The organism is Kitasatospora sp. NPDC001527, assembly GCF_040298605.1.
Taxonomy (GTDB): Bacteria; Actinomycetota; Actinomycetes; order Streptomycetales; family Streptomycetaceae; genus Kitasatospora.
This window is the reverse complement of record NZ_JBEPAM010000005.1, coordinates 246,013-269,771: the sequence shown is the minus strand read 5'-3', so window position 1 is coordinate 269,771 and position 23,759 is coordinate 246,013. Positions and strand designations below refer to the sequence as shown.

The following is a 23,759-nucleotide window of genomic DNA, read 5'->3' as shown; positions in this document are numbered from 1 at the left end:
CGTGTTCGGAGTCACGGCCGATTCCCGCCGCCGAACGGCCGGTTCCGCGCCCGGGAAAGCGCCCCGCCCCGCGACGCGACGGGCGCGGCACGGGGCGGGGGCTGGACCGGGCTTGGGCGGGGCGGGCGCGCCCCGGGTCACCAGGCGGGGTGCTCCAGGACCTCGACGACGGCGGCGGCCAGCGAGATGCCGGCGCCGTTGCCGGTGAGCAGGACGTGGTCGCCCGGGCCGACGGCGCCGGTGTCCACCAGGTGGGCGAGGGAGAGGAACTGGTCGCAGGCGCCCAGGTGGCCCAGGGTGCGGCCGAGGTCGAGCATGCCGCGCCCGGGGTCGATGCCCAGCGGGCGCAGCAGGCCCTCCGCGTACCGCGGGTGGCCGGAGAAGACGTGGGTGACCCGGGTGATGTCGGCCGCGGTGACGCCCGCCTCCTCGATCGCCCGGCGGTTGAGGGCGGTGCGGGCCTCGGTGAGCTCGCGGGCCATGCTCCGGCGCAGGTCGCGGTCGGGGACCAGGTCCGCGTAGGCGCCCATCCGCAGGCCGATCGGCACGCGGGTGCCGCCGGCCGGGCCGGGCGGGAACAGCTCCTCCGTCCCCCGGTAGAGCCGCTCCCAGGAGGAGAGCGAGGACTGGACGAGGGAGCGGATCCGCAGCGGTCCGGCGGTGGCGGACAGCAGCACGGCGCAGCCGGCGTCGCCGAGGATCGAGCCGCGCCCGGCGCCGAAGCCGTGGGCGTAGGTGAAGCGGTCGAGCGCCGGGGTGCCGAAGTTGTCGGCCGCCGAGACCAGGACGGCGGAGTGCGCCGGGGCGTGCGCCAGCTGACCGTGCGCCAGGCGGGCGGCGTCCAGCATCGCGGTGCAGCCCTGGTCCAGGCCGATCGCCGGGGCCGAGGTGCCGAGGACGTGGTGCTGCACGTGGTTCGCGGGGTACCAGCCGTCCGGTCCCTGGTGGAAGGTGCCCGCGTGCAGGACCAGACGGACGTCCTCGGCGCGCAGGCCGGAGCGCTTGAGCGCGAGCCGGCCGGCCTCGACGGCGAGTTCCGGCGCCGGGGTGTCGTCCGCGACCGACACGCTCGTCCAGCCGTCGGCCCGGGCCTGTTCCGCACCGGGGCGGCCCGCGGCGACGGCGTCGTCGATCGGCCAGAGCCGGGGCACGTGGGCGGCGAGCCCGGCGATGTACAGGCGGTCCGTCCTCACGAGGTGCCCCCCAGGCCGATCAGCAGATGGCAGACGAAGACGGCCGGCAGGTAGCCGACCACCGCCGCGACCGGCCAGCGCGCCGCCCCGGTGCGGGTGAAGGTCCGGGCGGCCAGGGCCGCGAGGACGGCCGGCAGCAGGGCCAGCCAGCCCCACCCGGCCGTCCCGCCCGCCCAGGGGCGCAGCAGCGCCAGGGACGCCCCGGCGGAGGCGGCGGCGAAGCCGACGGCCAGGGCGACGGTGGTGCGCAGGCCGAAGACCCGCACATAGGTGCGCTCGTGCGGGCCCGGCGCGCGCACGATCTTGCGGGCCAGCTCGTGGTGGGTGGCCGCCAGCATGATCACCACCAGCAGCGGGAGCGCGCGGCGGCCCTCGGAGCCCGGCGGGCCGGTGTCCACGCCGGTGTCGTGCAGGAAGACGGCGTAGAGGTAGAGGTTGAGCAGGATCTGCACCGGGGAGCTCAGCAGGACGCCGGTGACCACCGCGTCCCCGCGCGGCCACCCGAGGCGCAGCTCCGCGCCGATCAGGACGGTGGTGTAGGCGAACTGGGCGGCGAGCAGCAGCAGGGCGGCGCGGTTGCCGGCGTTGAGCAGGAGCAGCAGCGCGGCTCCGGCGGCGGCGAGCGCGTACAGGTCGCGGGGCAGCACGGCGCCCCGGGCCAGCGGGCGGTTCGGGTTGTGGCGCCGGTCGTAGGGCAGGTCGCGCAGGTCGTCGGCGGCGCGCAGCAGGAGCAGGTCGACCAGGACGGTCAGCGCGGCCACCGCCGTGCCCCAGCCGGGGCGCCAGTGCGCGACGCGGCCGTCGGCGGCGGCGAACAGGCCGGTGGCGCCCAGCGCCCAGGCCGCGGCGAACACCAGGGACAGCGGCAGCGGGAAGCTGCCGCGGACGAACGCGCCGAGGCGGGCGGCGAGCGGGCCCGGCCCGGCGGGGGCGGCGGGCGGGGCCGGGAGCGTGGGGCGCCGGGTCATGCCGGCCGCTTCGCGGGGGCCGCGGCGACGCTCCAGCGGACCGGCAGCCGCCAGACTCCGTTGATGAACATCGTCCGGCGCCACTCCAGCGCCTCCCCGGGGACGGCGAGTTCCAGCTCGTCGAAGCGGCGCAGCAGCGCGCCGATGCCGATCTGCAGTTCGGCGCGGGCGAGTTCGGCGCCCAGGCAGAGGTGGCGGCCGTGGCCGAAGGCGAGGTGGGAGGCGACGTCCGGGCGGTCGGGGTCGAAGGCGTCCGGGTCGGTGAAGACCGCCGGGTCGCGGTTGGCGGCGTCGGTGAGCGGGACGACGATCCGCCCGGCCGCGACGGGGCAGCCGCCCAGTTCGGTGTCGGCGGTCACCAGGTGGGGCGCGCCGCCGGTGTTGTTGAGGGAGCTGAAGCGGAGCATCTCCTCGACCGCGGCCGGGATCCGCCCGGGCCGCTCGCGCAGGGTCCTGGCCAGGCCGGGGTGCCGCAGGAGCAGCACGACGCACATGCCGAAGGAGTTGCCGGTGGTCTCGTAGCCGGCCATCAGCATCCCGGAGCCGAGGGCCACCACCTCCCGGTCGGACAGCCGCTGCGCGGGGTCGTCGTCGGGGCGCAGCGCCAGCCTGGTGAGCAGGTCGTCGGCCGGGGTGCCGGCCTCGGCGGCGCGCCGCTTGCCGGCGACCAGGGCGGCGAAGTAGTCGTCCATCCGGGCCTGGGTGGCGGCGACCTCCTCGCGGGTGTGCCCGGAGGTGGACATCAGGATGTCGACCTCCGCGCGCAGCATCGCGCCGTCCTCCGGGGGGACGCCGAGCACCTCGCAGATGACCTGCATCGGGAAGGGCACGGTGAAGCCGCCGACCAGGTCGGCCTCGCCGGCGGTGGCGCCGGCGGTCAGGTCGTCGAGCAGGCGCTCGGCGAGCGCCTCCAGGCGGGGGCGCAGCAGGCGGACCTGGCGCGCGGTGAAGGCGGGCAGGATCGCGCGGCGGCGCCGGGTGTGGTCCGGTGCGTCGGCGGTGGCCAGCAGGACGGACTCGGTCTTGCGGGCGAACAGCGGGCGGGCCAGTTCGGTGTAGCCGGCGCGGCTGAAGCGGTCGTCGCCGAGGACGGCGGTGACGTCCTCGTGGCGGGTGACCAGCAGGGCGGGCTGTCCGCTGGACAGCTGGACCGGGTGCGGGGCGCCGGTGCGCAGCACGGCGTGGTAGCCGTCGGGCGGGCGGACGTCCCCGGCGGGCGGGAAGGGGAAGCGGGCCGGGTCGGTCATGGCGTGTCGCCCTTCTCGGTGGTGACGGTCCCGTCGGCGGGCCCGGTGGGGCCGGACGCGGGCTCGGCGGAGTCGGCGGGCTCGGCGGGCTCCGCGGACTCGGCGGGCTGTTCGGACGGCGGGAGCAGGCGCACGGTCCCGGCGGTGCCGTCGATCTCGATCCAGGCGCCGTCGGGGATCGCGGTGGTGGCCCGCGGGACGGCGACCACGGTGGGCACACCCAGCAGCCGCCCGGTGATCGCGGTGTGCGACAGCAGGGTGCCGCGCTCCACGACCATGCCCGTGGCGGACATCATGAGGAACAGCCAGCCCGGGTCGGTCTCCCGGGCGACGAGGATGCGCCCGGAGGCGAGGTCGGGGTCGGTGGACGGGTCGAGCACCACCTTCGCCCGGCCGCGGACCACGCCGCCGCTGGAGCCGATCCCGCGCAGCAGGCCGTCGCTCGCGGCGGCGCCCGCGCCCACCGCCGTCGCCCGCGGCAGCGCCCGGGCGAGCGGCAGGCCGGCGGGGGTGCCCAGCAGGGCGGGGCGCTGCGGGTTGGCGGCCCACTCCGTGCGCTGGGCGCGGCGCAGCGTGACCAGGGCGCGCAGGTCGGTGACCGTCCCGGTGCCGTCGAAGGCGCCGATGACCTCCTCGACGGTCAGGTCGGCGACGTCGAGCGGGTCGTCCAGGACGCCGGTGCGGGCGAGTTCCGCGCCGAGCTTCCACATGACGTCGCGGGAGAGGCCGAACAGCTGGGTGCGGCAGAACCGGGTGTCCTCGCGGATCCGGGCGAGGTCCCGGGCCAGCGTGGTGAGGCCGAGCAGGACGGCGCGCTGCGCCGGGTTGGGGCACACCTCGCGCAGCCGCTCGCGGGCGCGCCGGGCGGCGGCCTGCTCGTCGGCGCGGTTGGCCGCGACGGTCGCCCCCTGGCGCACCAGCGGGCGGATCAGGGCGATCACCGTCCACGGGCGCTGGCGGGGAGTGGGTTCCTCCAGCTTGAGGTCGTGCAGCGCGCGATCGCCGTAGCGGGCGAGGTAGCCGCGGGCGGCGGCGGCGAGGGCCGCGCCGTACCGGCCGGCGACGATCTGCCGCCACAGCTGCTCGGGGTCGGTGCCGTCGTCGAGCACCGCGGCGCGCAACTCGGGGACGGTCCCGACGAGTTCGGCCAGGCTCATGGCGGCGCGGACCGCCTCCAGGGAGCGGTTCTCGCGCCCGCCGGCCATCAGCCCGACCAGCACCTGCGGGCCCTCGCCGGTCCAGCGGCGCAGCAGCGCGCCGCCCGCGCCGAGCACCACCAGGGCGATGAAGGCGTTGACCAGGGTGACGCCCCAGCGCTCGCCGGCGCGCTCCCACAGCCGGCGGTAGAAGGCGATCAGCTCCTCGGGCGAGTCCCCGACCGTCCGCGCCTCGGCCATCTGCCGGTCCCACCAGCGCAGGAAGCTCCTGACCTGCCAGGGGTGCAGGGCGCTGCGCCAGGCGAGGCGCGGCAGCGCGCGGGCGACCGCCGGGGCGGCCCAGCGGCGCTCGCCGCGGGCGGGGCCGGTGATGCCCATCGCCTGTTCCCAGCCGCGCCGGACCAGTTCGAACATCGGCATCTGCCCGTGCAGGGCGTGCCAGTCGTCCAGCCGGTAGTAGACCTGGCCCTCCAGGTAGCCGACCATCCGGGCGAGGCGGTGCGCGTTGTCCCGCACCCAGGACTCGGGCACGCCCATCCGCCGGTAGAGGTCGGCGAAGGAGCGCCGGTAGAACTCGCGGGACTGGGAGTAGGTGAGGGCGCCCGAGACACCGGGGAAGCTCTCGGTGATGTTGTGGTTGCCCCAGTGGACGCGCGCGGGCTCGTCGGCCTCGGGCGCGGCGGCGGGCGCGGCCGTAATGGCGGGCCCGGCGACCATCGGGCGGGCCTGGACCAGGTGGACGGTGCCGTCCTCGGTGAGGGCGCCCTCGATGTCCTGCGGGACGCCGAACACTTCCTCCACCCGGCCGGCCAGTTCCGCCACCGCGCGCACCTGGTCGTCGTCCAGGACCGGCACACCGGCCAGTTCCTCGGCGACCGGCAGCAGCACCGGCGCTCCGCTGGCGGCGCCCTCGGGCAGGCCCATCGACCACCGCTTGTGCACGGTCCGGGCGCTCACCTCCCCGGTGGCCGGGTCGTGGAAGAAGTGGTCGACGTCCGCCTTCTCCTGGACGACACCCTCGCCGATGCCGTACGCGGCGGCGACCACGCGGCGCGGCGAGCCGTCCCGGGGGTCGCGGGTGAACGCCACGAACGAGCGGGTGCCGAGCACCATCCGCTGCACGCCGACCGCGACCCGGGCCCGGCGCGGGTCGAGGCCGCGCAGCAGGCGGTAGCGGACCGCCTGGGGGTTGAACGCGGACGCCCAGCAGCGCACCACCGCGTCGGCCAGGCCCTCCTCGTCGACGTAGAGGAAGCTGTCGCTCATGCCCGCGAAGGGGTCGACGGCGCTGTCCTCCCCCACCGCCTCCGCCGCGTCGGGGGTGTCCGGCGTGGTGGCGGGCACGACGCAGGCCCGGACCGCGACCAGGCCGTCCGGCCCGGCGAGCGCGGCGAACTCCTTGCGGATCCGCTCGGCCGGCTCCGGGGGCAGGACCGAGGAGGCGAGCGCCTCGCGGGCGGCCGCGCACCAGGCCTCGACGGCGTCCTGTCCGGCGTCGCCGGCCGGCAGCGGCGCCAGCGCGGGGCGCAGCGCGTCCAGGGCCGCGTCGAAGGCGGCGGCGGGCAGGCAGAAGAACTCCGGTACCCGGAACCCGGCGCGCCGCAGCACCTCCTGACGGGCGAACTTGTTCCCCACCTGCGCGGCGTCCGCCAGCGCACCGCCGTCGCCCGCCGCGGTCACCACGAACTCAGTCATCCGACCCACTGCTCCCCGCCCCGCCGCCCCAGCCGTCCAGGTGCAGCACCCTGTCCACGGACCGGCGCGGCGCCGGTCCGAATCCGTCCCCCAGCACGTGCGCGGTGGGGATCAGCGCCCCCTGGCGGACGTCGCGCGGCAGTCCGAGGATGTCGGCGACCTCCCGCTCCGCGTCCAGGTGCACCGTGGTCCACGCCGTTCCGAGGCCGCGGGCGCGCGCGGCGAGCATGTAGCTCCAGGCGGCCGGCAGCAGCGATCCCCACACGCCCGCCTGGTTGTCCCGCGGCAGCGGACGGCCGGCGAGGTCGAGGCAGGGGATCACCAGGACCGGCACCTGCTGGAGGTGCTCCGCCAGGTACCGGCCGCCGGCCAGCATGCGGTCGGACACCCCGCCGTCGGTCGCCGGTCCGGCGCCGGTGGCCGGCGGGTAGCGGGCCTCGAAGGCCCGCCGGTAGACCTCCGCGATCTGCTTGCGCAGGACGTCGTCGGCCACCACCAGCCAGTGCCAGCGCTGGGTGTTGCCGCCGTTGGGCGCCTGCAGCGCGATCTCCAGGCACTCGCGCACCTGGTCGAGCTCCACCGGGCGCGTGAGGTCCAGCCGCAGGCGCACCGAGCGGGTGGTCGTCAGCAGTTCGTCCGGGGTCGCCGGGACGCGGACCCGCGCGGGGCGGGCGGGCGCGCTCACCACAGCCCCGGCACGAGGCGGGCGTGGCCGTCCGCGTAGGCGCGGTAGCCGGGGATGTTCACCAGCATCCGCTCCTCGGTGCGGATCCGGAAGGCGATCGCGGCGGCGAGCGCGACCATCAGGACGGCGCTCAGCGGGTTGAGGAAGAACACGACGAAGCCCAGGTGCGCCGAGAGCATCCCCGCGTAGGCGGGGTGCCGGATGAAGCGGTAGACGCCCCAGGTGACGACCTGGTGGTCGGTCTGGCGGGCGACGTGGTGGGAGTAGAACCTGCCCAGCGTGTGGATCGCCACCTGGCGCAGCACGACCCCGCCGACGAACACCGCCGCCGGGAGCAGCAGCAGCGGGGACCAGCGGTCCCAGGGCAGCGGGCCGAGCACGCCGGCGGACACCGTCGCGATCCGGGCCGCCGCGTAGAGCAGCAGCGACGCGGACTCGCGCGGCGCGGCGCCGGAGCTGCGGAAGGTCACCGGGATCTCGACCGCCAGCCAGGCCAGGTAGCAGGCGGCCAGGACGGCGGCGACCAGGTCCACCGGGTCACCGGCGTGGCGCAGGTGGACCACCAGGCCGGTGCCGACCGCGAGGACCGCGACGACGAACAACAGCCGCGGCGCCTGCACCGCCCAGGACCGGCCCTCGCCCGCCACAGGTTTCACCGTACTCATCGGGTCGCCCTCCGCTTCAGGTATCCGGCGCGGCTGACGGTGTGGACCCCGATGTCCAGCCGTCCGTGCCGCTCGCCGCTCTCCGCGTCCACCACCGTCATCCGGTACACCGCCCGCGCCCCGCGCGGCGGTGCGAACTCCCACCACAGCTCCAGTGGCACCGCCGCCGGCAGGCCGGTCGGCAGGTCCGCCTCCAGCGACAGCCAGAGCATCTGCGCGTCCGCGTCCCGGCCGTGGGCCGTGTGGCCCAGCATCGTCGCGAACTGCCGGGCCGACTCGATCAGGGCGACCGGGGCGTGCACCCCGGCGCCCGCCAGCCGGTGTCCCGGCGGGGGCGCGAGCACGGCCGCCCGCTCGACCCGCGACGGCCCGCCCACCAGGACGTTCTCCGGCAGGTGGCGGTGCACCAGGGCGGGGTCCGCGGGCGTGGCGTGCTCCCGGCCGCCGCCGGACAGCACGGCCCGGGCGGCGGCGGGCGGCACGACCGGCCCGCCGGCGTCGCTGAGGCCGACCGAGGCACGGCAGACGGTCTCGCCGTCCTGCACGGCCAGCAGCTGCCACACCGGCCCGTCGTCGCCCTCGGCCGGCTCGCCGTGCAGCCAGACCTGCGGGCCCAGCTCGCACATCCGGTCGAAGGTCAGCGACAGCCGGAGCCGGCCGTCGGCCGCGCCCGCCCGGTCGCGGACCAGGTCCAGGACCGCCGCCACCAGCACCATTCCCGGTACGTGGTCGAGCGGGTGGTCGAAGAAGCACCGGTCGCCCTCGTCCACCACCACCGGGACGGCGGCTCCCGGGCTCGGCCCGGTGCCGGACGGGGAGCCCGACGGATCGCCATCGACCCGCCCGACTCCCCGTTCTTCCGCGTTTCCTGACGTCGCCTCATGGGCTAATGAAGCGTCAGATTCTAATGAGACCCCTGGTGCCAACGATTTCACGAGGACCGAGGTAACCATCGATCACCTGTCCGGGCAACCGACTCCCGACAACACCCGCACCTCCCGGCACCACCGACCGAAAACCGCCCCTCCCGTTGACCGAAACCACATCTCCTCTTCCCTTTTCGGTAATCCCGGAGTTGGCTCAGCACGCCAGGGCTCGGCGCAGAGCGTCCGTGAGGGTCGCGAGCTGACGCTGCGACACCTGGGCGGACTGGATGGCCAGCGAGCCGTGGAAGGTACCGGGCCACTGGTGGAGTTCGACCGGCACCCCCGCCTGCATCAGCCGCAGCGCGTACACGATGTCCTCGTCGCGCAGCGGGTCGAACTCGGCGGTGGCGACATAGGCCGGCGGCAGCCCCGCCAGGTCGGCGGCGCGTGCCGGGGCGGCGTACGGCGTGGCGGGCCGGCCGCCCAGGTAGTGCTGCCAGGCCTGGGCGATCTTCGCGCGGTCCTGCCAGGGGGTGTCGGTGAAGTTCCGCTGCGACCAGGTGTCCTGCCGGTCGTCGAGCCCGGCTTCGTTCAGCAGCTGGAAGCGGATCCGCGGCCCCTGCTCGTCGCGCGCCCGCAGCGCCACCGCGGCCGCGAGGCCCGCGCCCGCGCTGTGGCCGCCGACCGCGATCCGCCCGGGGTCGACGCCGAGTTCGGCGGCGTGCGCGGCGGTCCACTCCAGCACGGCCCAGGCGTCGTCGAGGGCGGCCGGGAACCGGTGTTCGGGCGAGCGGCGGTAGTCGACCGAGATCACCACCGCGTCGGAGCGGCCGGCGATCCCGGCGGCCCAGGGGTGCTCGGTCTCCAGGTCTCCGAAGACGAACCCGCCGCCGTGCAGCCAGACGAGGGCGCCCAGCGGCTCGCGCGGCCGGTAGACCCGCACCGCCACGGCCGGGTCGGCGGGCACCAGGCGGTCCTCGATCAGCAGGCCGGAGGTGTCGGGGGCGGGCCGGCCGGCCAGCAGACGGGACACCTGCTCGCGGGCGGCGGCCGGGTCGGCGAGGTCGATCGACGGGAGCAGCGGGACGAAGGCTTCGAGTTCGGGATCCATGACCGCCATCCTCGGCCCCCGGGGGCCCGCGTTCAGCCGCCGTCCGTCGCGCGGTCGGGGCGGCGGACGCGACGACCGGCGCTTCGAACGGCGCGCTCCACCGTGCCGGGAGAGGCCAGCGGCCGTGCGCTGGTCCGCGAACGCGGGAAGTGCGCCGTTCCTACCGTGAGGTGACGCCGCATCCGGCGCCGATCACGCACCTGTCCAAGCGCAAAGGGACCGCACCATGCGTTTCACCCCCCTGCTCCGGGTCTCCGCGGTGGTTCTCGCCGCGGCGGCCTCGGCCCTCGCCGTCACGCCCGCCCGGGCGTCGGCTCCCCCGCTCACCGCGCCGACGGCGGTCGCCCACCTCGACCTCGCCCGGGGGCAGCAGCCGGAGAACCTCACCCCGCTGCCGGACGGCGGCACCGTGGTGACCTTCGCCTTCTCCCGCCAGGTGGCCGAGATCGACCGCCACGGCGCCGTCCGCGTCCTCGCCACCCTGCCCGCCCCGGCCCCGGGTGCGGCCACCCCGGTGCTGGCCTCCCCGTTCCTCGGCGGCGTCGTGCGCGCCGACGACGGCGTCCTCCACTTCGTCTACGCGACCGGGACCGCCGAGCTCACCGGCGTCTGGCGGCTGGCCCCCGGCGGTACCCCCGAGCGCGTCGCCGCGCTGCCCGCGGACGCCCTGCCCAACGGCCTGGCGCGGGACGCCCGCACCGGCACGCTCTACGCCGCGGACTCGGTCCTCGGCACGGTCTGGCGGATCCCGGCCGGCGGCGGAACCGCCGTCCGGTGGGCGACCGGCGCCGCCCTGGACGCGGACGGCTTCCTCGGTGCCAACGGCATCAAGGTCCACGACAGGGCCGTCTGGGTGAGCAACCTCGACCGCGGCACCCTGCTGCGGATCCCGGTCCGGCCCGACGGCGGCGCGGGAGCGGCCCGGGTCGCCGCCACCGGTCTGACCGGCATCGACGACTTCTCCTTCACCGGCCGCGGCAACCAGGTCCTGGCGGCCCTCAACGCGAGCAGCCAGGTCGCCCTGGTCGCCGACGACGGGAGCCACACCGTCGTGCTCGACCGCACGGACGGCCTGCAGAACCCCACCTCCGTCGCCGTCCGCGGCAACCGCGTCTGGATCGCCGACGCCGCGTACCTGACCCAGCAGGACCCCAACCTCCTGACGAGCCGGCTGCGGCGGAACGCCTCGCACTGAGCCCCGGCCCGGCGCCGCGCGGGCCGGGACACCCGCCGTGCCGGACCCCGGTGCGGCCGGGGCCCCGGCCCGTAGGATGCCGGGGATGGAGGCACTGGCCGATCGGCTGTCACATCTGGACTCGCACGTGCACGGCGCGATCCGCGTCGTCGCCTTCTACGACACGCTGATGCGCCGGCGGGTGGACCTTCCGGCGCTCGCCCGGGCCTCGGCGGGGCTGGCGGAGTGCGTGGCCGGGGTCCGCCTGCACGGGACGGCACGGGTGGTCCGGATGACGCCCGACGGCCGGCCCGCGGCCGGGGCGGGTGGGGCGGCCGGAGCGGGTGGGCCGCGTGCGGCGGACGGCGGGAGGGCGGTGTCCGCGACGGCGCCGATCCTGCTGGACGAGGAGGAGATCGGCACGGTCTGGCTGGAACGGCCCGGCCCGCCCGGGGCACTCGACCCGGTGCTGCTGGACCGGTTCGCGCTCGCCGTCGCGGCGGCCGTCGAACGGCACGGCCCGGCACCGACCACGATGGCCGACCCCGCCCTGGTCGAACTGGTCATCGGCGCCGGCACCGACGAGGCCTCCCGGGCCCGGGCGCTGCGCCTGCTGGGCTTCGCGCCCGACCGGCCGGTGCGGGTCGCCGCCGTCCGCTCGGCCCTGCCGCTCGACCGGATCGGCGCGCTGGTCTGCCCCGACCCGCCGGTGAAGGCGGCCCGGCTCCCGGACGTCGGCGTCCTGCTGGCCCCGGCGATCGCCGCGGACCGGTTCCCGGCCCCGGCCCGGGCCGGGATCGGCGGCCCCGGGAACCCGGAGGTGTCCTGGCGGCAGGCCCGCACCGCCCTGCGCTTCGCCACCGCCCGCCGGCCCGTGGTACGGCACGAGGACCTCGGCGCGCTGGCCCTGCTAGACCGGGTGCCGCCGGACGCCGTCCGGGAGAACCCCGACGTGGCCGCGATCGGCAGGCTCGCCGCCGCCCCGGAGGACCTGGAGACGCTCGACGCCTACTGCGCGACCGGCTCCCTGCGGCGCGCCGCCGAGCTGCTCCACCGTCACCACAGCAGCGTCGCCCGCCGGATCGAGCAGATCGGCCGGACCCTCGGCCTGGACCTCACCGAGCCCGCCGGCCTGCTGCGCGCCGCGGTGGCCCTCACCGCCTGGCGCCTGCTCGACGACCCGCCGGCCCCCGCGAACGGCTGAGGACGGTCCACGGAGCACCGCGGTCCCGGGTCAGGGGATGGGTCCCAGCCGCCGCCAGGGCTCCGGACCGCCGCCCGGGAGGACGAACGCCAGGTTGACCCGGTGCCCGCCGAGGTCCCAGTTGACCCAGTAGACCTCGAAGCGGCCCGTCCGGTCCGTCCCGCCCCGGGGGACGGGCGCTGGACGGCGGCTGTTGACAACGCGTCAACGCCACGTCCCGCGAGCCCGGGGGATGCTCGCAGGACGTGGCCGGTGCCGGATCGCCGGGGACGGGTTACGGCCTGGTGGCCGGGGAGGCGTCGTTGCGGCCCTCCACCACGACGGCCGGCTCCAGCGGGGAGGCGATCTCCTGGCCCTTGCTGTGGGAGGCCCAGTCGCGGATGCCGACCAGGACCATGACGAAGAAGATGCCGTAGACGATGCCGGAGAAGTACAGCTCGGAGTGGATCGCGAGCGGCACGCCGACCAGGTCGACGGCCAGCCAGACGAACCAGAACTCCACGTACCGGCGGGCCTGGGTGTACATCGCCAGGATCGAGCCGACGAAGATCCAGGCGTCCGCGAGGACCATCCACCAGGGCGCGCCCGGGTAGAAGGAGGCGTCGGTCGCCTTGAGCAGCGTGGCGAACGCGAAGGTGCCGACGGCCATGACCGCGATCAGGACCGCGCGCTCCCGCCAGGAGGCCCAGCGGACGTTGATCGTGCCCTCCTGCTGCCGGCTGCGCCGCCAGGTGGCCCAGCCCCAGGACGCCGAGGCGATGATGACGACCTGCCGGGCGGCGTTGCCGCCGAGGTGGACGTTCAGGCTCGCGATCAGCAGCAGGACCGAGCCGAGGATCTGCACCGGCCAGGCGACGAGGGAGCGGCGCAGGGCGAGCCAGACGGTCGCGAGCGCCAGGATGTTGCCGAGGAAGTCGGACCAGTAGACGGGGATGCCGAAGAAGCTGAACTGCTCGTTCAGCCATTCGAGAGCGCTCATGACCTACACCTTTGTTTGCTGGGGGAACAAGCCTGGGTGTGAGCTGCGGCCCGGGAGCGGGGCCGCTGGAGGAGCCGTGGAGCACGGCGGTGGGGGGCAGCGCCGTGCCTGGGGAGGGTGTCGCGCGTGGGGGGTGTCTCAGGGGGAGGTGACGGTGCCGCGGTACGCGGCGAGCGCCTCGTCGCGCACCCGCCGCCCCCGGTCCGAGGCGAGGACGGCCTCGGACCGCAGGACGTCCTCCCGCACGGCCCGCACCAGGGCGGCGGGAGAGGGGAACTTCACGGTGTCGCGGATCCGTTCGGCGAACCAGACGGTGACCCGCTCGCCGTAGACGTCCTGCGCCAGGTCGTGGCAGTACGCCTCGACGTGGACGTCGGCGGTGTCGCAGAAGGTGGGGTTGGATCCGACGCTGATCGTCGCGGGGTGGACGGCGCCGGTGCGGTGGCGCACCACCCAGCCGCTGTACACCGCGGCCGGCGGGACCGGGGAGTCCGGGCCGGCCGCGATGTTGGCGGTGGGGAACCCGAGCCCGTGACCGCGGCCGGCGCCGTGCACCACCGTGCCGGTGAGGTGCGGGCAGGGGGCCGGGTGGTCACGCATGCGGCAGCAGTTCGCGGAACTGGCTGGTGTGGAAGACCAGCGGCTCCACACCGGCGAAGAGTTCGGCGCTCAGGAGTTCCAGGAGCACGATCTCGTGGTCGCCGCCGTCGTACGTCGCGCCCACCCGGGCCGTCAGCCACAGCGCGGCGTCCTCGATGAGGACGGCGCCCCCGGGCGTCGCCGACCACGCGACGCCCTCGAAGCGGTCGGCCCCGCGGGAGGCCAGCCGCCGGCAGAGCGCGCCCTGGCCGTGGCTGAGCACGCTCAGTCCCACCACGGGCGCCTCGGCCAGCCTCGGCCAGGTGGTGGAGGTGCGGGCGACGCTGACGGCGACCATGGGCGGTTCGAGCGAGATCGAGACGAAGGAGCTCGCGGCGAACCCGACCGGCTCGTCCCCGCGCAGCGCGCTGATCGCGACCACGCCGGTGGGGTAGGCGCCGAAGGCCTGTCGCAGGGTCGCCGCGTCCAGCTCGGGCGGCGTGGACGTCCCGGCCGGGTCGGGGGCAAGGGTGGCCATGGTCATCGGGTTCCTCTCGTCGCGGGTGCTGGTCTCAGTGCCGGTACCGGGCCGCCGGGTGGCTGGCCGGCAGCGCGCGGTCGCCCGACCCGGTGAGGCGCTCGCGCAGGCTCTCGCCCTCCGTGTACTCGCCGCGGAAGACGCCACGGGCCCGCAGGATCGGCAGCACCGACTCGACGAACTCGGTGGTCGAGGCCGGCTGGACCGCCGGGGACAGCAGGAACCCGTCGAGGTCGGCGCCTTCGGCGAGCGCGCAGATCTCGTCGGCGATCTCCTCGGCCGTGCCGACGACCGGCCGCGCGCCCACGCCGTGGGTGTGCCAGTCGGCGAGGACGTCGCCCACGGTCTTGCCGGCGAAGCGGGCCACCTGGGTCTGCGACATCTCGGTGGACAGCTCGGTCATCGGGGTGTCGGGTGCGTAGGAGGAGAGGTCGAGCCCGGTGAACATGGCGTAGCTGGCGACGGTGACCTCGGGCCGCTGGGCGTCGAGGATCCGCTGGTAGCGGCGCTCGGCGTCGGAGGTGGTGGCGCCGACGACGCAGGAGAAGGCCGACATCACCTTCACCTCGTCGGCCCGGCGGCCCGCCTTGACGGCCTCCTCGCGGATGGACGCGGTGTGCCCGGCGAGCTGCTCGACCGAGCCGCTGCCGACGAACATGCACTCGCCGTGCCGTCCGCCGACGCGGCGGCCGGCGGGCGAGGCCCCGGCCTGGAAGAGCACCGGCGTGCCCTGCGGGGAGCGCGCGGTGTTGCCGTAGCCGTGCGAGCGGAAGAACGGTCCCTCGTGGCTGACCAGGTGGACCTTGGCGGGGTCGGCGAAACGGCCCTCCTTGTCCTTCTCCAGCGCGTCCGGCTCCCAGGCGCCCTCCCAGTACTTGTAGACGAGGTCGAGGAAGTCCTCGGCCATCCGGTAGCGGTCGTCGTGCGCCACCATCTCCATGCCGAAGGCCTTGACGGCGGTGTCGGCGGTGCCCGTCGTCACCACGTTCCAGCCGATCCGGCCGCCGGAGAGCTGGTCCAGGGTGGCCATCCGGCGGGCGAAGGCGTACGGCGGCTCGACGAGGACGGAGCCGGTCATCACGAGGCCCAGGTTGGTGGTCGTCGACAGCAGCGCGGACGCCACGACCACCGGGTCGAGCCGGGGCAGGTCGAGGGTCTCCTCGGTGGCGATCGGCGGGCGGGTGCCGTCGATCTCCGACCAGCCCCAGGCGTCGGCCAGGAACAGGAAGTCCAGCTTGGCGTCCTCACAGACGGCGGCGAGCTCGCGCCAGTACCCGAGGGTGTCGAAGAGGTGCCGCCGGCTGTCGGGGTGGCGCCAGGTGGCGGTGCCGCTGGCGTTGGTCTGGGCGTTCTCGAACAGGCCGATCTTGAGGTTCTTCATGGGTGGTTCTCCGTTGTGCTGGTGAGGGACCCGTGGGGAGGGGAGGGACCCGTGGGGGGAGGGATCAGAAGGCGGAGGGGAGCGGGGGGAGGGTGGGGGCGTCGAGCTGGGCCGCGTAGGGCATGGAGGACTGCGCACCAAGCCCGGTCACGGCGTGCGACGCGGCGCGCACGGCGCGTTCGACGGCGGCCGGAAGGGCGGCGCCGCGGCCGAGGGAGTCGGCGAGGGCGCCGCAGAAGGTGTCGCCGGCGCCGACGGTGTCGACCGCGTCCACGCGCGGCGCGGGGACGTGGGTGAGACCGGGGCGCCCGGCCTCGGCGAGGAGGGCGCCGTCGGCACCGAGGGTCACCACGACGGCCCGGCACGGGAGCGCGGCACGCTCCAGCAGCTCCCGCGCCTCCGGCAGGGTGGCGGGCCGGGCGGCCCCGAGCAGGGAGGCGAGTTCGCCGAGGTTGGGGACCAGGACGTCGACCGCCGCCAGTACCCGCGGGTCGACCGGGCGGGCCGGCGCGGGGTTGAAGACGACCGTCCCGCCCTGCTCGCGGGCCCGCAGGACCGCCAGGTCGACCACCTCGGGGGCGATCTCGTTCTGCACCAGGAGGACCTCGCCCGGCTCGCGGACCAGCCGGGCGGGCAGGTCCCCGGCGGCCAGGGCCGCGTTGGCCCCCGGGTTCACCACGATGGTGTTCTCGCCCGCGCCGTCGACGACCACCGCGGCCAGTCCGGTCGGGTGCCGCTCGTCCGAACGCACCTCGGTGACGTCCACGCCCTCGGCGGCCAGCGCGGCCAGCAGGCCGGCCGCGTCCGCGCCGACCCGGGCCACCAGGCGCACCCGCGATCCGAGGCGCGCGGCGGCGACCGCCTGGTTGGCGCCCTTGCCGCCGGCCCCCTCGGCGAAGTGCCGCGCGAGCACGGTCTCGCCGGGGTGCGGCAGGCCCTCGACGCTCAGCACGAGGTCGCGGTTCACCGAACCGACGACGGTGATGGACGGCATTGACGCTCCTTTGGGAGATCGATTTCCGACATGCTGTACCAGCACCCCCCGGCCGTCAAGTAGCCTCCTCATGAAAAGAAGGAACGCCCCGACGTCGTGGCCCCACCGTCCCCCACCCCCGAAGGACACCCACGTGACTGCGCCCCGACTCCTCGACGTGGCCGAGGCCGCCGGCGTCTCCCGCGCGACGGCATCACGGGTCCTCGCCGGCACTCCGCGCAATGTCGACCCCGAGCTCGCCCGCCGCGTCGAGGAGGCCGCCCTCCGGCTCGGCTACCAGGCCAACCACTCCGCCCGGGCCCTGCGCACCGGCACCACCGGCACCGTCGGCGTCGTCGTCCCCACGCTCGCCAACCCGTACTTCGTCCAGCTCGCCGACGCCATCGCCCAGCACGTGCGTGCCGCCGGCGGCACGCTGATGGTCTCCGACGCGGCGAACGACCCCGCGATCGAGGCCGAGCAGATCGACACCCTGCTCGCGGGCCGGGTGGACGGGCTGTTCGTCGTCCCGGTGTCGGCCCGCGAGTCCGGGGCGGCCGTCCGCAACGCCGCCGCCCGGCGCCCGGTCGTGCTGTTCGACCGGTGGACCGAGGACTCCGGCACCGTCGCCGTGACCCTCGACAACGCGGCCGCCGTCCGACTCCTGGTCGAGCACCTGGAACAGACGGGCCGTCACCGGATCGCGCTGGTCGCCGCGGACCAGGCCTCCTCCTCGGGCGCGGAGCGGCTCGCCGCCTTCACCGAGCTGCAGGGCGACGGCGCCACCACCGTCCTGCTGCCCAACTTCACCACCGACGCCGGCCGCACGGCGGGGCGGCGCGTCGTCGAGCAGCGCGACCGGATCGACGCCGTGGTCTGCGGGGCGGACGTCCTCGCCGTCGGCCTGGTGAGCACGCTGCACCGTTCGGCGGTCAGCGTCCCCGGGGAGATCGCCGTCACCGGCTTCGACGACACCGAGATACTCGAGCTCTTCGACCCGCCGATCACCTCCATCCGCCACCCGCTGTCCGCCATGGCCGAACGCGCGCTGACCCTGCTTCAGGCGCCGAGCCGCGAACGGGCCGAACGGGTCGAGCGTTTCCAGCCCCAGCTCGTCGTCCGCGCCTCGACCGACGTCTCCTTCTGACCCGGCGTCAATCCGGTGGTGGGAGCGGGGCGGCCGGCGATGTCGGGCCCCGGCCCCGGGGTGTGACGCAGGCCACGTCACGCAGGCGTCACAATCCGCGCGGCCATCCGGTCAAGAGGGTGTCACCCCACGACAGGAGGAGCACACCATGGATGCCCGTCTCGACTACTTCGGCACCGGCGTCGGGGCCAAGGTCCTGCGGCACTTCAACTCGGCCGGCAAGGTGCTGGCGGACTCGGCGGTGCCGCACGCGACGCAGGAGCTGGTGAAGATCCGCGCCAGCCAGATCAACGGCTGCGGCTTCTGCACCGACATGCACACCAAGGACGCCGCGCACGCGGGCGAGAGCGCCCTGCGGCTCAACCTGGTGGCGACCTGGCGGGAGGCCACCGTCTTCACCGAGGCCGAGCGGGCCGCGCTGGAGCTGACGGAGCAGGGCACCAGGATCGCGGACGCCGCCGGCGGCGTCACCGACGAGGCGTGGGCGAACGCCGCCAAGCACTACGACGAGGAGCAGCTGGCCGCGCTGATCTCGCTCATCGCCGTGATCAACGCCTACAACCGGATCAACGTCATCAACCGGCAGCCCGCCGGCTCCTACCAGCCCGGCCAGTTCGGCTGACCGGCGCAGGTCCGGCGAACCCACCGGCCGCGGCCCCCGAGGAGGGGGACGCGGCCGGTCTTCTGGCGTTCGGCCCCGGTCCGGACCGCCCGTCGTACGACCCCGTGAACCGCACGCACCGCAGGAACCGCAGGACACAGGAGGACAACGGCCCATGCAGCCCGGCGCGGACACCGACCCGCTCGACCCGGCCACCCGCGAGTTCCTCGCGACCCGCCCACGGCTTTTCGGGATCGCCTACCGGGTGCTCGGCAGCACCGCGGAGGCCGAGGACGTCGTCCAGGAGACCTGGCTGCGCTGGCAGCGCACCGACCGCGCGGACGTCCTCGAACCGGCCGCCTTCCTGGCCACCGTCACCACCCGGCTGGCCATCAACGTCGCCCAGTCCGCCCGGGTCCGGCGGGAGTCGTACGTCGGGCCGTGGCTCCCCGAGCCGGTCGACACCCGGGCGGATCCGCAGCTGGGCGCCGAGCGCGCCGAGGCGGTCGGGCTGGCCGTCCTGCTGCTCCTGGAGAAGCTCAATCCCGTGGAGCGGGCGGCCTACGTGCTCCGGGAGGCCTTCGACTACCCGTACCGGCGGATCGCGGAGATCCTGGAGACCGGTGAGGCCAACGCGCGCCAGCTGGTGAGCCGGGCGCGCAAACACCTGGCCGCCGCGCGCCGGGAGCGGGTGGACCGCGCCGAGCACCGGCGGCTCCTGGAGGTGTTCGTCGCCGCCGCGCGGACCGGCGACCTGGCGGTGCTGGAGGAGTTGCTCGCGGCGGACGTGGTCAGCCACTCCGACGGCGGGGGGACCCGCGGCGCCTCCCGGATCCCGGTCGTGGGCCGCGCCGTGGTGGCCAGGTACGTGGCGGCCTTCGCTCCGCGCTTCTGGCCCGGCACGGAGCTGCGGTGGGTCGAGGCCAACGGACGGCCGGCCGTGCTCGTCTCGTCCGACGGCGCGGCGGTGGCCCTGCTGTGCCTGGACGTCTCCACCCAGGGGATCGAGCGCCTCATGTGGGTGATGAACCCGGCCAAGCTGGCGCCCTTCGTGGCCTCCCTGGACGGCTGACAGGCGGACCCCGTTCACCCGGTCCGCCCCGGTCCGGTTGTCACGGATCCGGTGCCCGCCCTGTCCTACTGGTGCGGGCGGGGCCGAGCGCACCGCCCCGTCCCGCCCCGCGGGAACCGCAACAGTCGCAGAGAGGATCCCCTTATGAAGGTCGTCGTGATCGGTGGCACCGGACTCATCGGCTCGAAGCTCGTCGCCGGGCTGCGCGAGCAGGGCCACGAGGCGGTGCCGGCGGCGCCGAGCACCGGAGTCGACACGCTGACGGGCGAGGGCCTGGCCGAGGCGCTGGAGGGCGCCTCGGTGGTGGTCGACGTGTCGAACTCCCCCTCGTTCGAGGACGAGGCCGTCCTGGAGTTCTTCCGCACCTCGACCGCCAACCTGCTCAAGGCCGAGGCGGAGGCCGGGGTGGGCCACCACGTGGCGCTCTCGGTGGTCGGCACCGAGCGCCTCCAGGAGAGCGGCTACTTCCGTGCCAAGCAGGCGCAGGAGGAGCTGATCAAGGCCTCCGGGCTGCCCTGGTCGATCGTCCACGCCACGCAGTTCTTCGAGTTCGTGAAGGGCATCGCGGCGGCGGCCACCGACGGGGACACCGTGCGGCTGGCCGCCGCGGGAATCCGGCCCGTGCACGCCGACGACGTGGCCGCCGCCGTGGGCCGCACGGCGGTCGGCGCCCCCGTCAACGGGGTGGTGGAGGTGGCCGGTCCCGAGGTCTTCGGGCTGGACGAACTCGTCCGCACGGCGCTGGCCGCGGCCGGCGACCCGCGCACCGTCGTGACGGACCCGCACGCCCGCTACTTCGGCGCCGGGCTGCGGGAGGACACCCTGCTGCCCGGGCCCGGCGCGCACCTCGCCGGGCACCGGTTCGCCGACTGGCTCGCCGGGCAGCGCTGAACCGGCCCGCGGCGGCCCGCACGCGGACGTGCGGGCCGCCCGGGTCAGCGCGGCGCCGCCACCGCGACCGGTGAGGAGCCGCCGGGGACCAGCAGCCGCGGGGCGCCGCTGCCGTCCGCGGGGACCGACCAGACGTCGGTGCCCTTGCCCTCGCGGGCCGGGAGGGCGTAGGCGAGCGTGGCGTCGTCCAGCCAGGCCGCCTGGTCGTCGACGCCGTGCGACTCGGCCACCGGGTGCTCGCGCAGGTCGGCCAGGTCGAGGACGTACAGCCGCCAGAGGGCGGCCGGGTCGTCGGAGACCTTCTTCTTGAAGGCGATCCGGGTGCCGTCCGGGGAGAGCGAGGGGCACTCGACGTTCTCCCGCAGGGTGCGGGCCGACCACGCCCCGAGGTCGCCCTCGACCAGGTGGGTGCGGCCGCCGGTCGCGACGGTGGCGTAGAAGCGGTTGTCGTCGGCGGCGAAGGTGACGCCCCAGTAGTTGACGTCGGCGGCGTGGTAGCGGGAGCCGCCGAGGGTCAGCGGGATCTCCTCGATCGACTTGACCAGGTAGCCGGTGCGCAGGTCCAGGATCGAGGTGCGGGTGGAGAAGCCGCTCGCCGCGTAGGAGTCGCCGACCGCGAAGGCGGTCCAGGCGAGCACCTGTCCGGAGGGCGACACCCGGGCCCGGTTCGGGATGCCGGGCACGGTCACCGTCCGCAGCTCGGTGAACCCCCGGTCGTAGACCACCGCCTGGGTGCGGGCCGGGGTGCCGGGCAGCGCCCGCAGGCACAGCGCCCGCTCCCCCGCCGCGTGGAACCGCGCGCAGGACGGCCCGTCCGGGGTGCCCGGGGCGCGGGCGACCCGCCCGGTGGCGGTGTCGCGGTAGTAGAGGCCGGGCTCGTTCAGGGTGAACGACACCTCCGCCGCCACCAGCCGGTGCCCGCCGCCGCGCTGGCGGGCGTGCAGGACGTAGCCGAGCGAGCCGCCGATCAGGACGAGAACGGCGAGGACCAGCACGGTCGAGCGCGCCTTCATGGGCCCCTCCTTCGCCTTCGCGCGTTTCTCCTGCGCCTTCACGCCTCCCTCCATCGCCTTCACGCCTCCCTCCTTCCGGGCAGGATCCGCCAGGCGGCGGCGAGGGCGGCGGCCAGTACGAGGGCGGCCGCCCCCAGGGCCGGGCGCGGGCCCCACCACGTCCAGGCGACGCCGAACCCGGCCGCCCCGACCAGCCGGGCCAGCGCCTGCGCGGTCTGCAGCACCGCGAGCCCGCCCGCCCGGCCCCGGGCCGGCAGCACCGGCCCTGCCAGCGCCATCAGCACGCCGTCGGTGGCGGCGTAGAAGACACCGAGCAGGACGAGGACGAGCACCGCCGTCGTCGGGCCGAGCGGCGCCAGCAGGGTGAGGTAGGCGGCGAGCAGGGCGCCGTGCCCGAGCAGGAACGGGGTCCGCCGGCCGGTCCGGTCCGCGATCCGCCCGGCGGGGACGGCCAGCAGCAGGTAGCACGCCGCGGCGCCGAGCGGCAGCAGCGGGAAGAGCACGGGCGACAGGTCAAGACCCCGCTGGAGGAGCAGGTAGAGGAAGGAGTCCCCGATCGTCGCGGCGCCCAGGAGCGCGGCCGCCGCGGTCACCCGCCGGAACACCGGGTCGCGCAGCACCCGGTGCCGCGTCCTGGCCGGTTTCGGTGCGGCCGCGGCCGCGGCCGGCGCGCCGGCCGGGACGAAGAGGACCAGGACCAGGACGCCGAGCAGGCCGGTGGCGAAGCTGACCACGAAGACGGCGTCGTACGCGTCGGCGGTCGCCCACAGCACGGCGAAGGCGACCAGCGGCCCGAGCAGCGCCCCCGTGGTGTCCATCGCCCGGTGCACGCCGAAGGCCCGGCCGAGCGCCCCGGGGGGTGCGCTGAGCGTGATCATCGCGTCCCGGGGGGCGGTCCGCACGCCCTTGCCGAGCCGGTCGGCGGCCAGCGCGGCGGCGATCCCGCCGGCCGCTCCGCCGGCCAGCAGCAGGCCGAGCCGGGAGAGCGCGGAGAGCAGGTAGCCCGCGCCGGCGACCGTCCGGTGGCGGCCGCCGCCACGGTCGGCGAGCCGGCCGCCGAGCAGCCGGACCAGCGCGGTGGCGCCGTTGAACAGTCCGTCGAGGAAGCCGAACTGGAGCGGTGAGAGGCCGAGGCCCAGCACCAGGTAGAGCGGGAGCACGGCGGTGACCATCTCCGAGGAGACGTCGGTGACCAGGCTGACCGCTCCGAGCGCGACGACCGTACCGGGGACGCGCCGCCCCACCCCGGCGGGGCGGGGCGGCGCGTCCGGGCGGCGGCCGGTGGAGGCCAGGTACATCATCAGTGGCAGTTGTAGGTCGGGCCGGTGTCCTTGACCTGGCCGTCCGTGCCGACGTAGCTCCAGCCGTACCCGGAGTCGGTGAGGTCCAGCTTCAGCACGCCGTAGTCACCGCTGATCCGCTTCTGGCTGTTCGGCTGGACCTGCTCGATCGGGTAGGGCTCGGCGCCGCCCATCCCGCCGACGATCTCGACGATGCCGTCCGCGGTGGCCCTGCCGTCCGGGTCCTGGGGGGCGAACCGCTCGTAGTGGTGGTCGTGCCCGTTCAGCACCAGGTCGGCCCTGGCGTCGTACAGGATCCGCCACACCGGCCGGGAGACCGGGTCGTTGCCGTGCCCGCCCGAGGAGTACAGCGGGTGGTGCCAGTAGGCGGCGACGCACTTCTTCGCGTTGGCCGCCAGGTCGGCCTTCAGCCAGTCGATCTGGGCGCTCTGGTCGAAGGCGTTGGAGTCCAGCGCGACGAAGTGCCAGTTGCCCTCGTCGAAGCTGTACCAGCTCTTGCCCTGCGGGTAGGCGATGCTGCCGAAGTACGCCTTGTAGCCCGCCAGCGAGCCGGCCGGGTCGTAGGTCTCGTGGTTGCCCGGGACCGGGTGGGTCTTGGCCTTGAAGGCGCCCCAGGTCTTGTCGTAGTAGTTCCTGAAGTCCGCCAGCCGGGCGTCGTCGTACTGGTTGTCACCCATCGTCAGGTAGAAGCGCGGGTCGATCCGCTGCGCCAGCGCGGCGGTCTTCGGGTGCGCGCAGCCGCTGTCCGAGGCGGTGCACTGGGCGGCGATGTCACCGGCCGCGACCACGGTGAACGCCCCGCCCGACGGGCCGGTGGGCGTGGGTCCGGTCGGCGACGGCCCGCCGCCCGCGACCCCGTACACCTCCAGCTCGAACAGCGAGTACCCGTAGGAGGTACCGCGCGCCGTGCCGTACATCCGCAGGTAGCGGCCCTTGCCGGCCAGGCCCGTCCAGTCGTCGGTCCCGCCGTTGCCGGCCTTCTCCTCCGCGATCGCCGTCCAGGTCACCCCGTCCGCCGACACCTCCAGCCGGTACGCCTTCGCGTAGGCGGCCTCCCAGCTCAGCTTCACCCGGGAGACGGAGGCCTCTCCCCCGAGGTCCACCCGCAGCCACTGCGGGTCCTTGCCCTCCTCGCTCGCCCACCGCGTGGAGGTGCTGCCGTCGAACGCCTTGCCCGCCGCGTACGACGACCCCTCCGTGGAGGAGGCCGTCGCGGCCTTCCCGCGCGAGATCAGCGGATCGCCCGCCGCTCCCGCCCGCCCGGACCAGCCGAGCAACAGGCCGCCGATCAGCACGAGGACGGCGGTGAACACACCGAC

Annotated in this window: 22 protein-coding genes; 6 read left to right on the top strand and 16 right to left on the bottom strand. The window is 75.5% G+C overall.

The features are described 5' to 3' along the window. Nucleotides 1-137: 137 nt before the first annotated feature. From ABT238_RS07800 to ABT238_RS07765, 8 genes are all read right to left on the bottom strand, one after another. Nucleotides 138-1,193, bottom strand: coding sequence for a ketoacyl-ACP synthase III family protein (locus tag ABT238_RS07800; protein WP_350559841.1), 1,056 nt, complete (start codon nucleotides 1,191-1,193; stop codon nucleotides 138-140). After that, the gene (locus ABT238_RS07795) at nucleotides 1,190-2,161 is read right to left on the bottom strand and encodes a hypothetical protein (RefSeq protein WP_350559838.1); all 972 of its coding nucleotides are present in this window, start codon (nucleotides 2,159-2,161) and stop codon (nucleotides 1,190-1,192) included. The genes ABT238_RS07800 and ABT238_RS07795 overlap by 4 nt, the downstream gene beginning before the upstream one ends. Next, the gene (locus ABT238_RS07790; protein ID WP_350756035.1) at nucleotides 2,158-3,408 is read right to left on the bottom strand and encodes a cytochrome P450; all 1,251 of its coding nucleotides are present in this window, start codon (nucleotides 3,406-3,408) and stop codon (nucleotides 2,158-2,160) included. The genes ABT238_RS07795 and ABT238_RS07790 overlap by 4 nt, the downstream gene beginning before the upstream one ends. Beyond that, the gene (locus ABT238_RS07785; RefSeq protein WP_350756033.1) at nucleotides 3,405-6,260 is read right to left on the bottom strand and encodes a PEP/pyruvate-binding domain-containing protein; all 2,856 of its coding nucleotides are present in this window, start codon (nucleotides 6,258-6,260) and stop codon (nucleotides 3,405-3,407) included. The genes ABT238_RS07790 and ABT238_RS07785 overlap by 4 nt, the downstream gene beginning before the upstream one ends. After that, entirely contained in the window at nucleotides 6,253-6,945 is a 693-nt protein-coding gene (locus tag ABT238_RS07780; protein ID WP_350559829.1) for a nitroreductase family protein, read from the bottom strand. The genes ABT238_RS07785 and ABT238_RS07780 overlap by 8 nt, the downstream gene beginning before the upstream one ends. Next, the gene (locus ABT238_RS07775) at nucleotides 6,942-7,610 is read right to left on the bottom strand and encodes a methyltransferase family protein (protein ID WP_350559826.1); all 669 of its coding nucleotides are present in this window, start codon (nucleotides 7,608-7,610) and stop codon (nucleotides 6,942-6,944) included. Before ABT238_RS07775 ends, ABT238_RS07780 begins: the two co-directional genes overlap by 4 nt. Next, nucleotides 7,607-8,386, bottom strand: a complete 780-nt coding sequence (locus ABT238_RS07770; protein ID WP_350559823.1) for an AfsA-related hotdog domain-containing protein — start codon at nucleotides 8,384-8,386, stop codon at nucleotides 7,607-7,609. Before ABT238_RS07770 ends, ABT238_RS07775 begins: the two co-directional genes overlap by 4 nt. Before the next feature lie 304 nt (nucleotides 8,387-8,690). After that, nucleotides 8,691-9,587: an alpha/beta hydrolase gene (locus ABT238_RS07765; protein WP_350559820.1), complete on the bottom strand. Its 897-nt coding sequence runs from the start codon at nucleotides 9,585-9,587 to the stop codon at nucleotides 8,691-8,693. A gap of 226 nt (nucleotides 9,588-9,813) precedes the next feature. On the opposite strand from ABT238_RS07765, the gene ABT238_RS07760 reads away from it, so the two are divergent. Continuing rightward, complete coding sequence (locus tag ABT238_RS07760; protein WP_350756031.1) at nucleotides 9,814-10,782, top strand: SMP-30/gluconolactonase/LRE family protein; 969 nt, start codon at nucleotides 9,814-9,816, stop codon at nucleotides 10,780-10,782. A gap of 85 nt (nucleotides 10,783-10,867) precedes the next feature. Then, nucleotides 10,868-11,965, top strand: coding sequence for a PucR family transcriptional regulator (locus tag ABT238_RS07755; protein WP_350756029.1), 1,098 nt, complete (start codon nucleotides 10,868-10,870; stop codon nucleotides 11,963-11,965). A gap of 274 nt (nucleotides 11,966-12,239) precedes the next feature. Here ABT238_RS07755 and ABT238_RS07750 read toward each other — a convergent pair whose 3' ends face one another. The 5 genes from ABT238_RS07750 to ABT238_RS07730 all read right to left on the bottom strand — a co-directional run bounded on the left by ABT238_RS07750 (nucleotide 12,240) and on the right by ABT238_RS07730 (nucleotide 16,436). Then, nucleotides 12,240-12,944 carry a nicotinamide mononucleotide transporter family protein gene (locus tag ABT238_RS07750; RefSeq protein WP_350559811.1) on the bottom strand — a complete coding sequence of 235 codons (705 nt, stop codon included), beginning with the start codon at nucleotides 12,942-12,944 and terminating at the stop codon, nucleotides 12,240-12,242. Between the two features lie 138 nt (nucleotides 12,945-13,082). Beyond that, entirely contained in the window at nucleotides 13,083-13,544 is a 462-nt protein-coding gene (locus tag ABT238_RS07745) for a riboflavin kinase (RefSeq protein WP_350559808.1), read from the bottom strand. Continuing rightward, nucleotides 13,537-14,061, bottom strand: coding sequence for a flavin reductase family protein (locus ABT238_RS07740; protein WP_350559805.1), 525 nt, complete (start codon nucleotides 14,059-14,061; stop codon nucleotides 13,537-13,539). Before ABT238_RS07740 ends, ABT238_RS07745 begins: the two co-directional genes overlap by 8 nt. A gap of 34 nt (nucleotides 14,062-14,095) precedes the next feature. After that, nucleotides 14,096-15,442 (bottom strand): NtaA/DmoA family FMN-dependent monooxygenase, encoded by a 1,347-nt coding sequence (locus ABT238_RS07735; protein ID WP_350559802.1) that lies wholly within the window; start codon nucleotides 15,440-15,442, stop codon nucleotides 14,096-14,098. Nucleotides 15,443-15,506: 64 nt separating this feature from the next. After that, a complete protein-coding gene (locus ABT238_RS07730; protein ID WP_350559799.1) occupies nucleotides 15,507-16,436 on the bottom strand; it encodes a ribokinase in 930 nt (309 codons plus the stop codon). Between the two features lie 133 nt (nucleotides 16,437-16,569). Between ABT238_RS07730 and ABT238_RS07725 the strand changes: the two genes are divergently transcribed. The 4 genes from ABT238_RS07725 (at nucleotide 16,570) to ABT238_RS07710 (ending at nucleotide 20,126) form a co-directional block, all read left to right on the top strand. Next, nucleotides 16,570-17,562, top strand: a complete 993-nt coding sequence (locus ABT238_RS07725) for a LacI family DNA-binding transcriptional regulator (RefSeq protein ID WP_350559796.1) — start codon at nucleotides 16,570-16,572, stop codon at nucleotides 17,560-17,562. A 148-nt stretch (nucleotides 17,563-17,710) separates the two neighbouring features. Continuing rightward, nucleotides 17,711-18,184 (top strand): carboxymuconolactone decarboxylase family protein, encoded by a 474-nt coding sequence (locus tag ABT238_RS07720; protein WP_350559793.1) that lies wholly within the window; start codon nucleotides 17,711-17,713, stop codon nucleotides 18,182-18,184. 154 nt (nucleotides 18,185-18,338) lie between these two features. Beyond that, nucleotides 18,339-19,235, top strand: a complete 897-nt coding sequence (locus ABT238_RS07715) for an RNA polymerase sigma-70 factor (RefSeq protein ID WP_350559790.1) — start codon at nucleotides 18,339-18,341, stop codon at nucleotides 19,233-19,235. 144 nt (nucleotides 19,236-19,379) lie between these two features. Next, the gene (locus ABT238_RS07710) at nucleotides 19,380-20,126 is read left to right on the top strand and encodes an SDR family oxidoreductase (RefSeq protein ID WP_350756026.1); all 747 of its coding nucleotides are present in this window, start codon (nucleotides 19,380-19,382) and stop codon (nucleotides 20,124-20,126) included. Between the two features lie 44 nt (nucleotides 20,127-20,170). Here the strand turns inward: ABT238_RS07710 and ABT238_RS07705 are convergent, their stop codons facing one another. Genes ABT238_RS07705 through ABT238_RS07695 form a run of 3 tightly spaced genes read right to left on the bottom strand, consistent with a single transcriptional unit; the run spans nucleotide 20,171 to nucleotide 23,753 of the window. Beyond that, on the bottom strand, nucleotides 20,171-21,139 hold the full coding sequence (locus ABT238_RS07705) for a TolB-like translocation protein (protein WP_350559784.1): 969 nt from the start codon (nucleotides 21,137-21,139) through the stop codon (nucleotides 20,171-20,173). Nucleotides 21,140-21,198: 59 nt separating this feature from the next. Further along, nucleotides 21,199-22,437 (bottom strand): MFS transporter, encoded by a 1,239-nt coding sequence (locus ABT238_RS07700; RefSeq protein ID WP_350756080.1) that lies wholly within the window; start codon nucleotides 22,435-22,437, stop codon nucleotides 21,199-21,201. 2 nt (nucleotides 22,438-22,439) lie between these two features. Beyond that, nucleotides 22,440-23,753, bottom strand: a complete 1,314-nt coding sequence (locus ABT238_RS07695; protein ID WP_350559781.1) for a discoidin domain-containing protein — start codon at nucleotides 23,751-23,753, stop codon at nucleotides 22,440-22,442. Nucleotides 23,754-23,759: the final 6 nt, after the last annotated feature.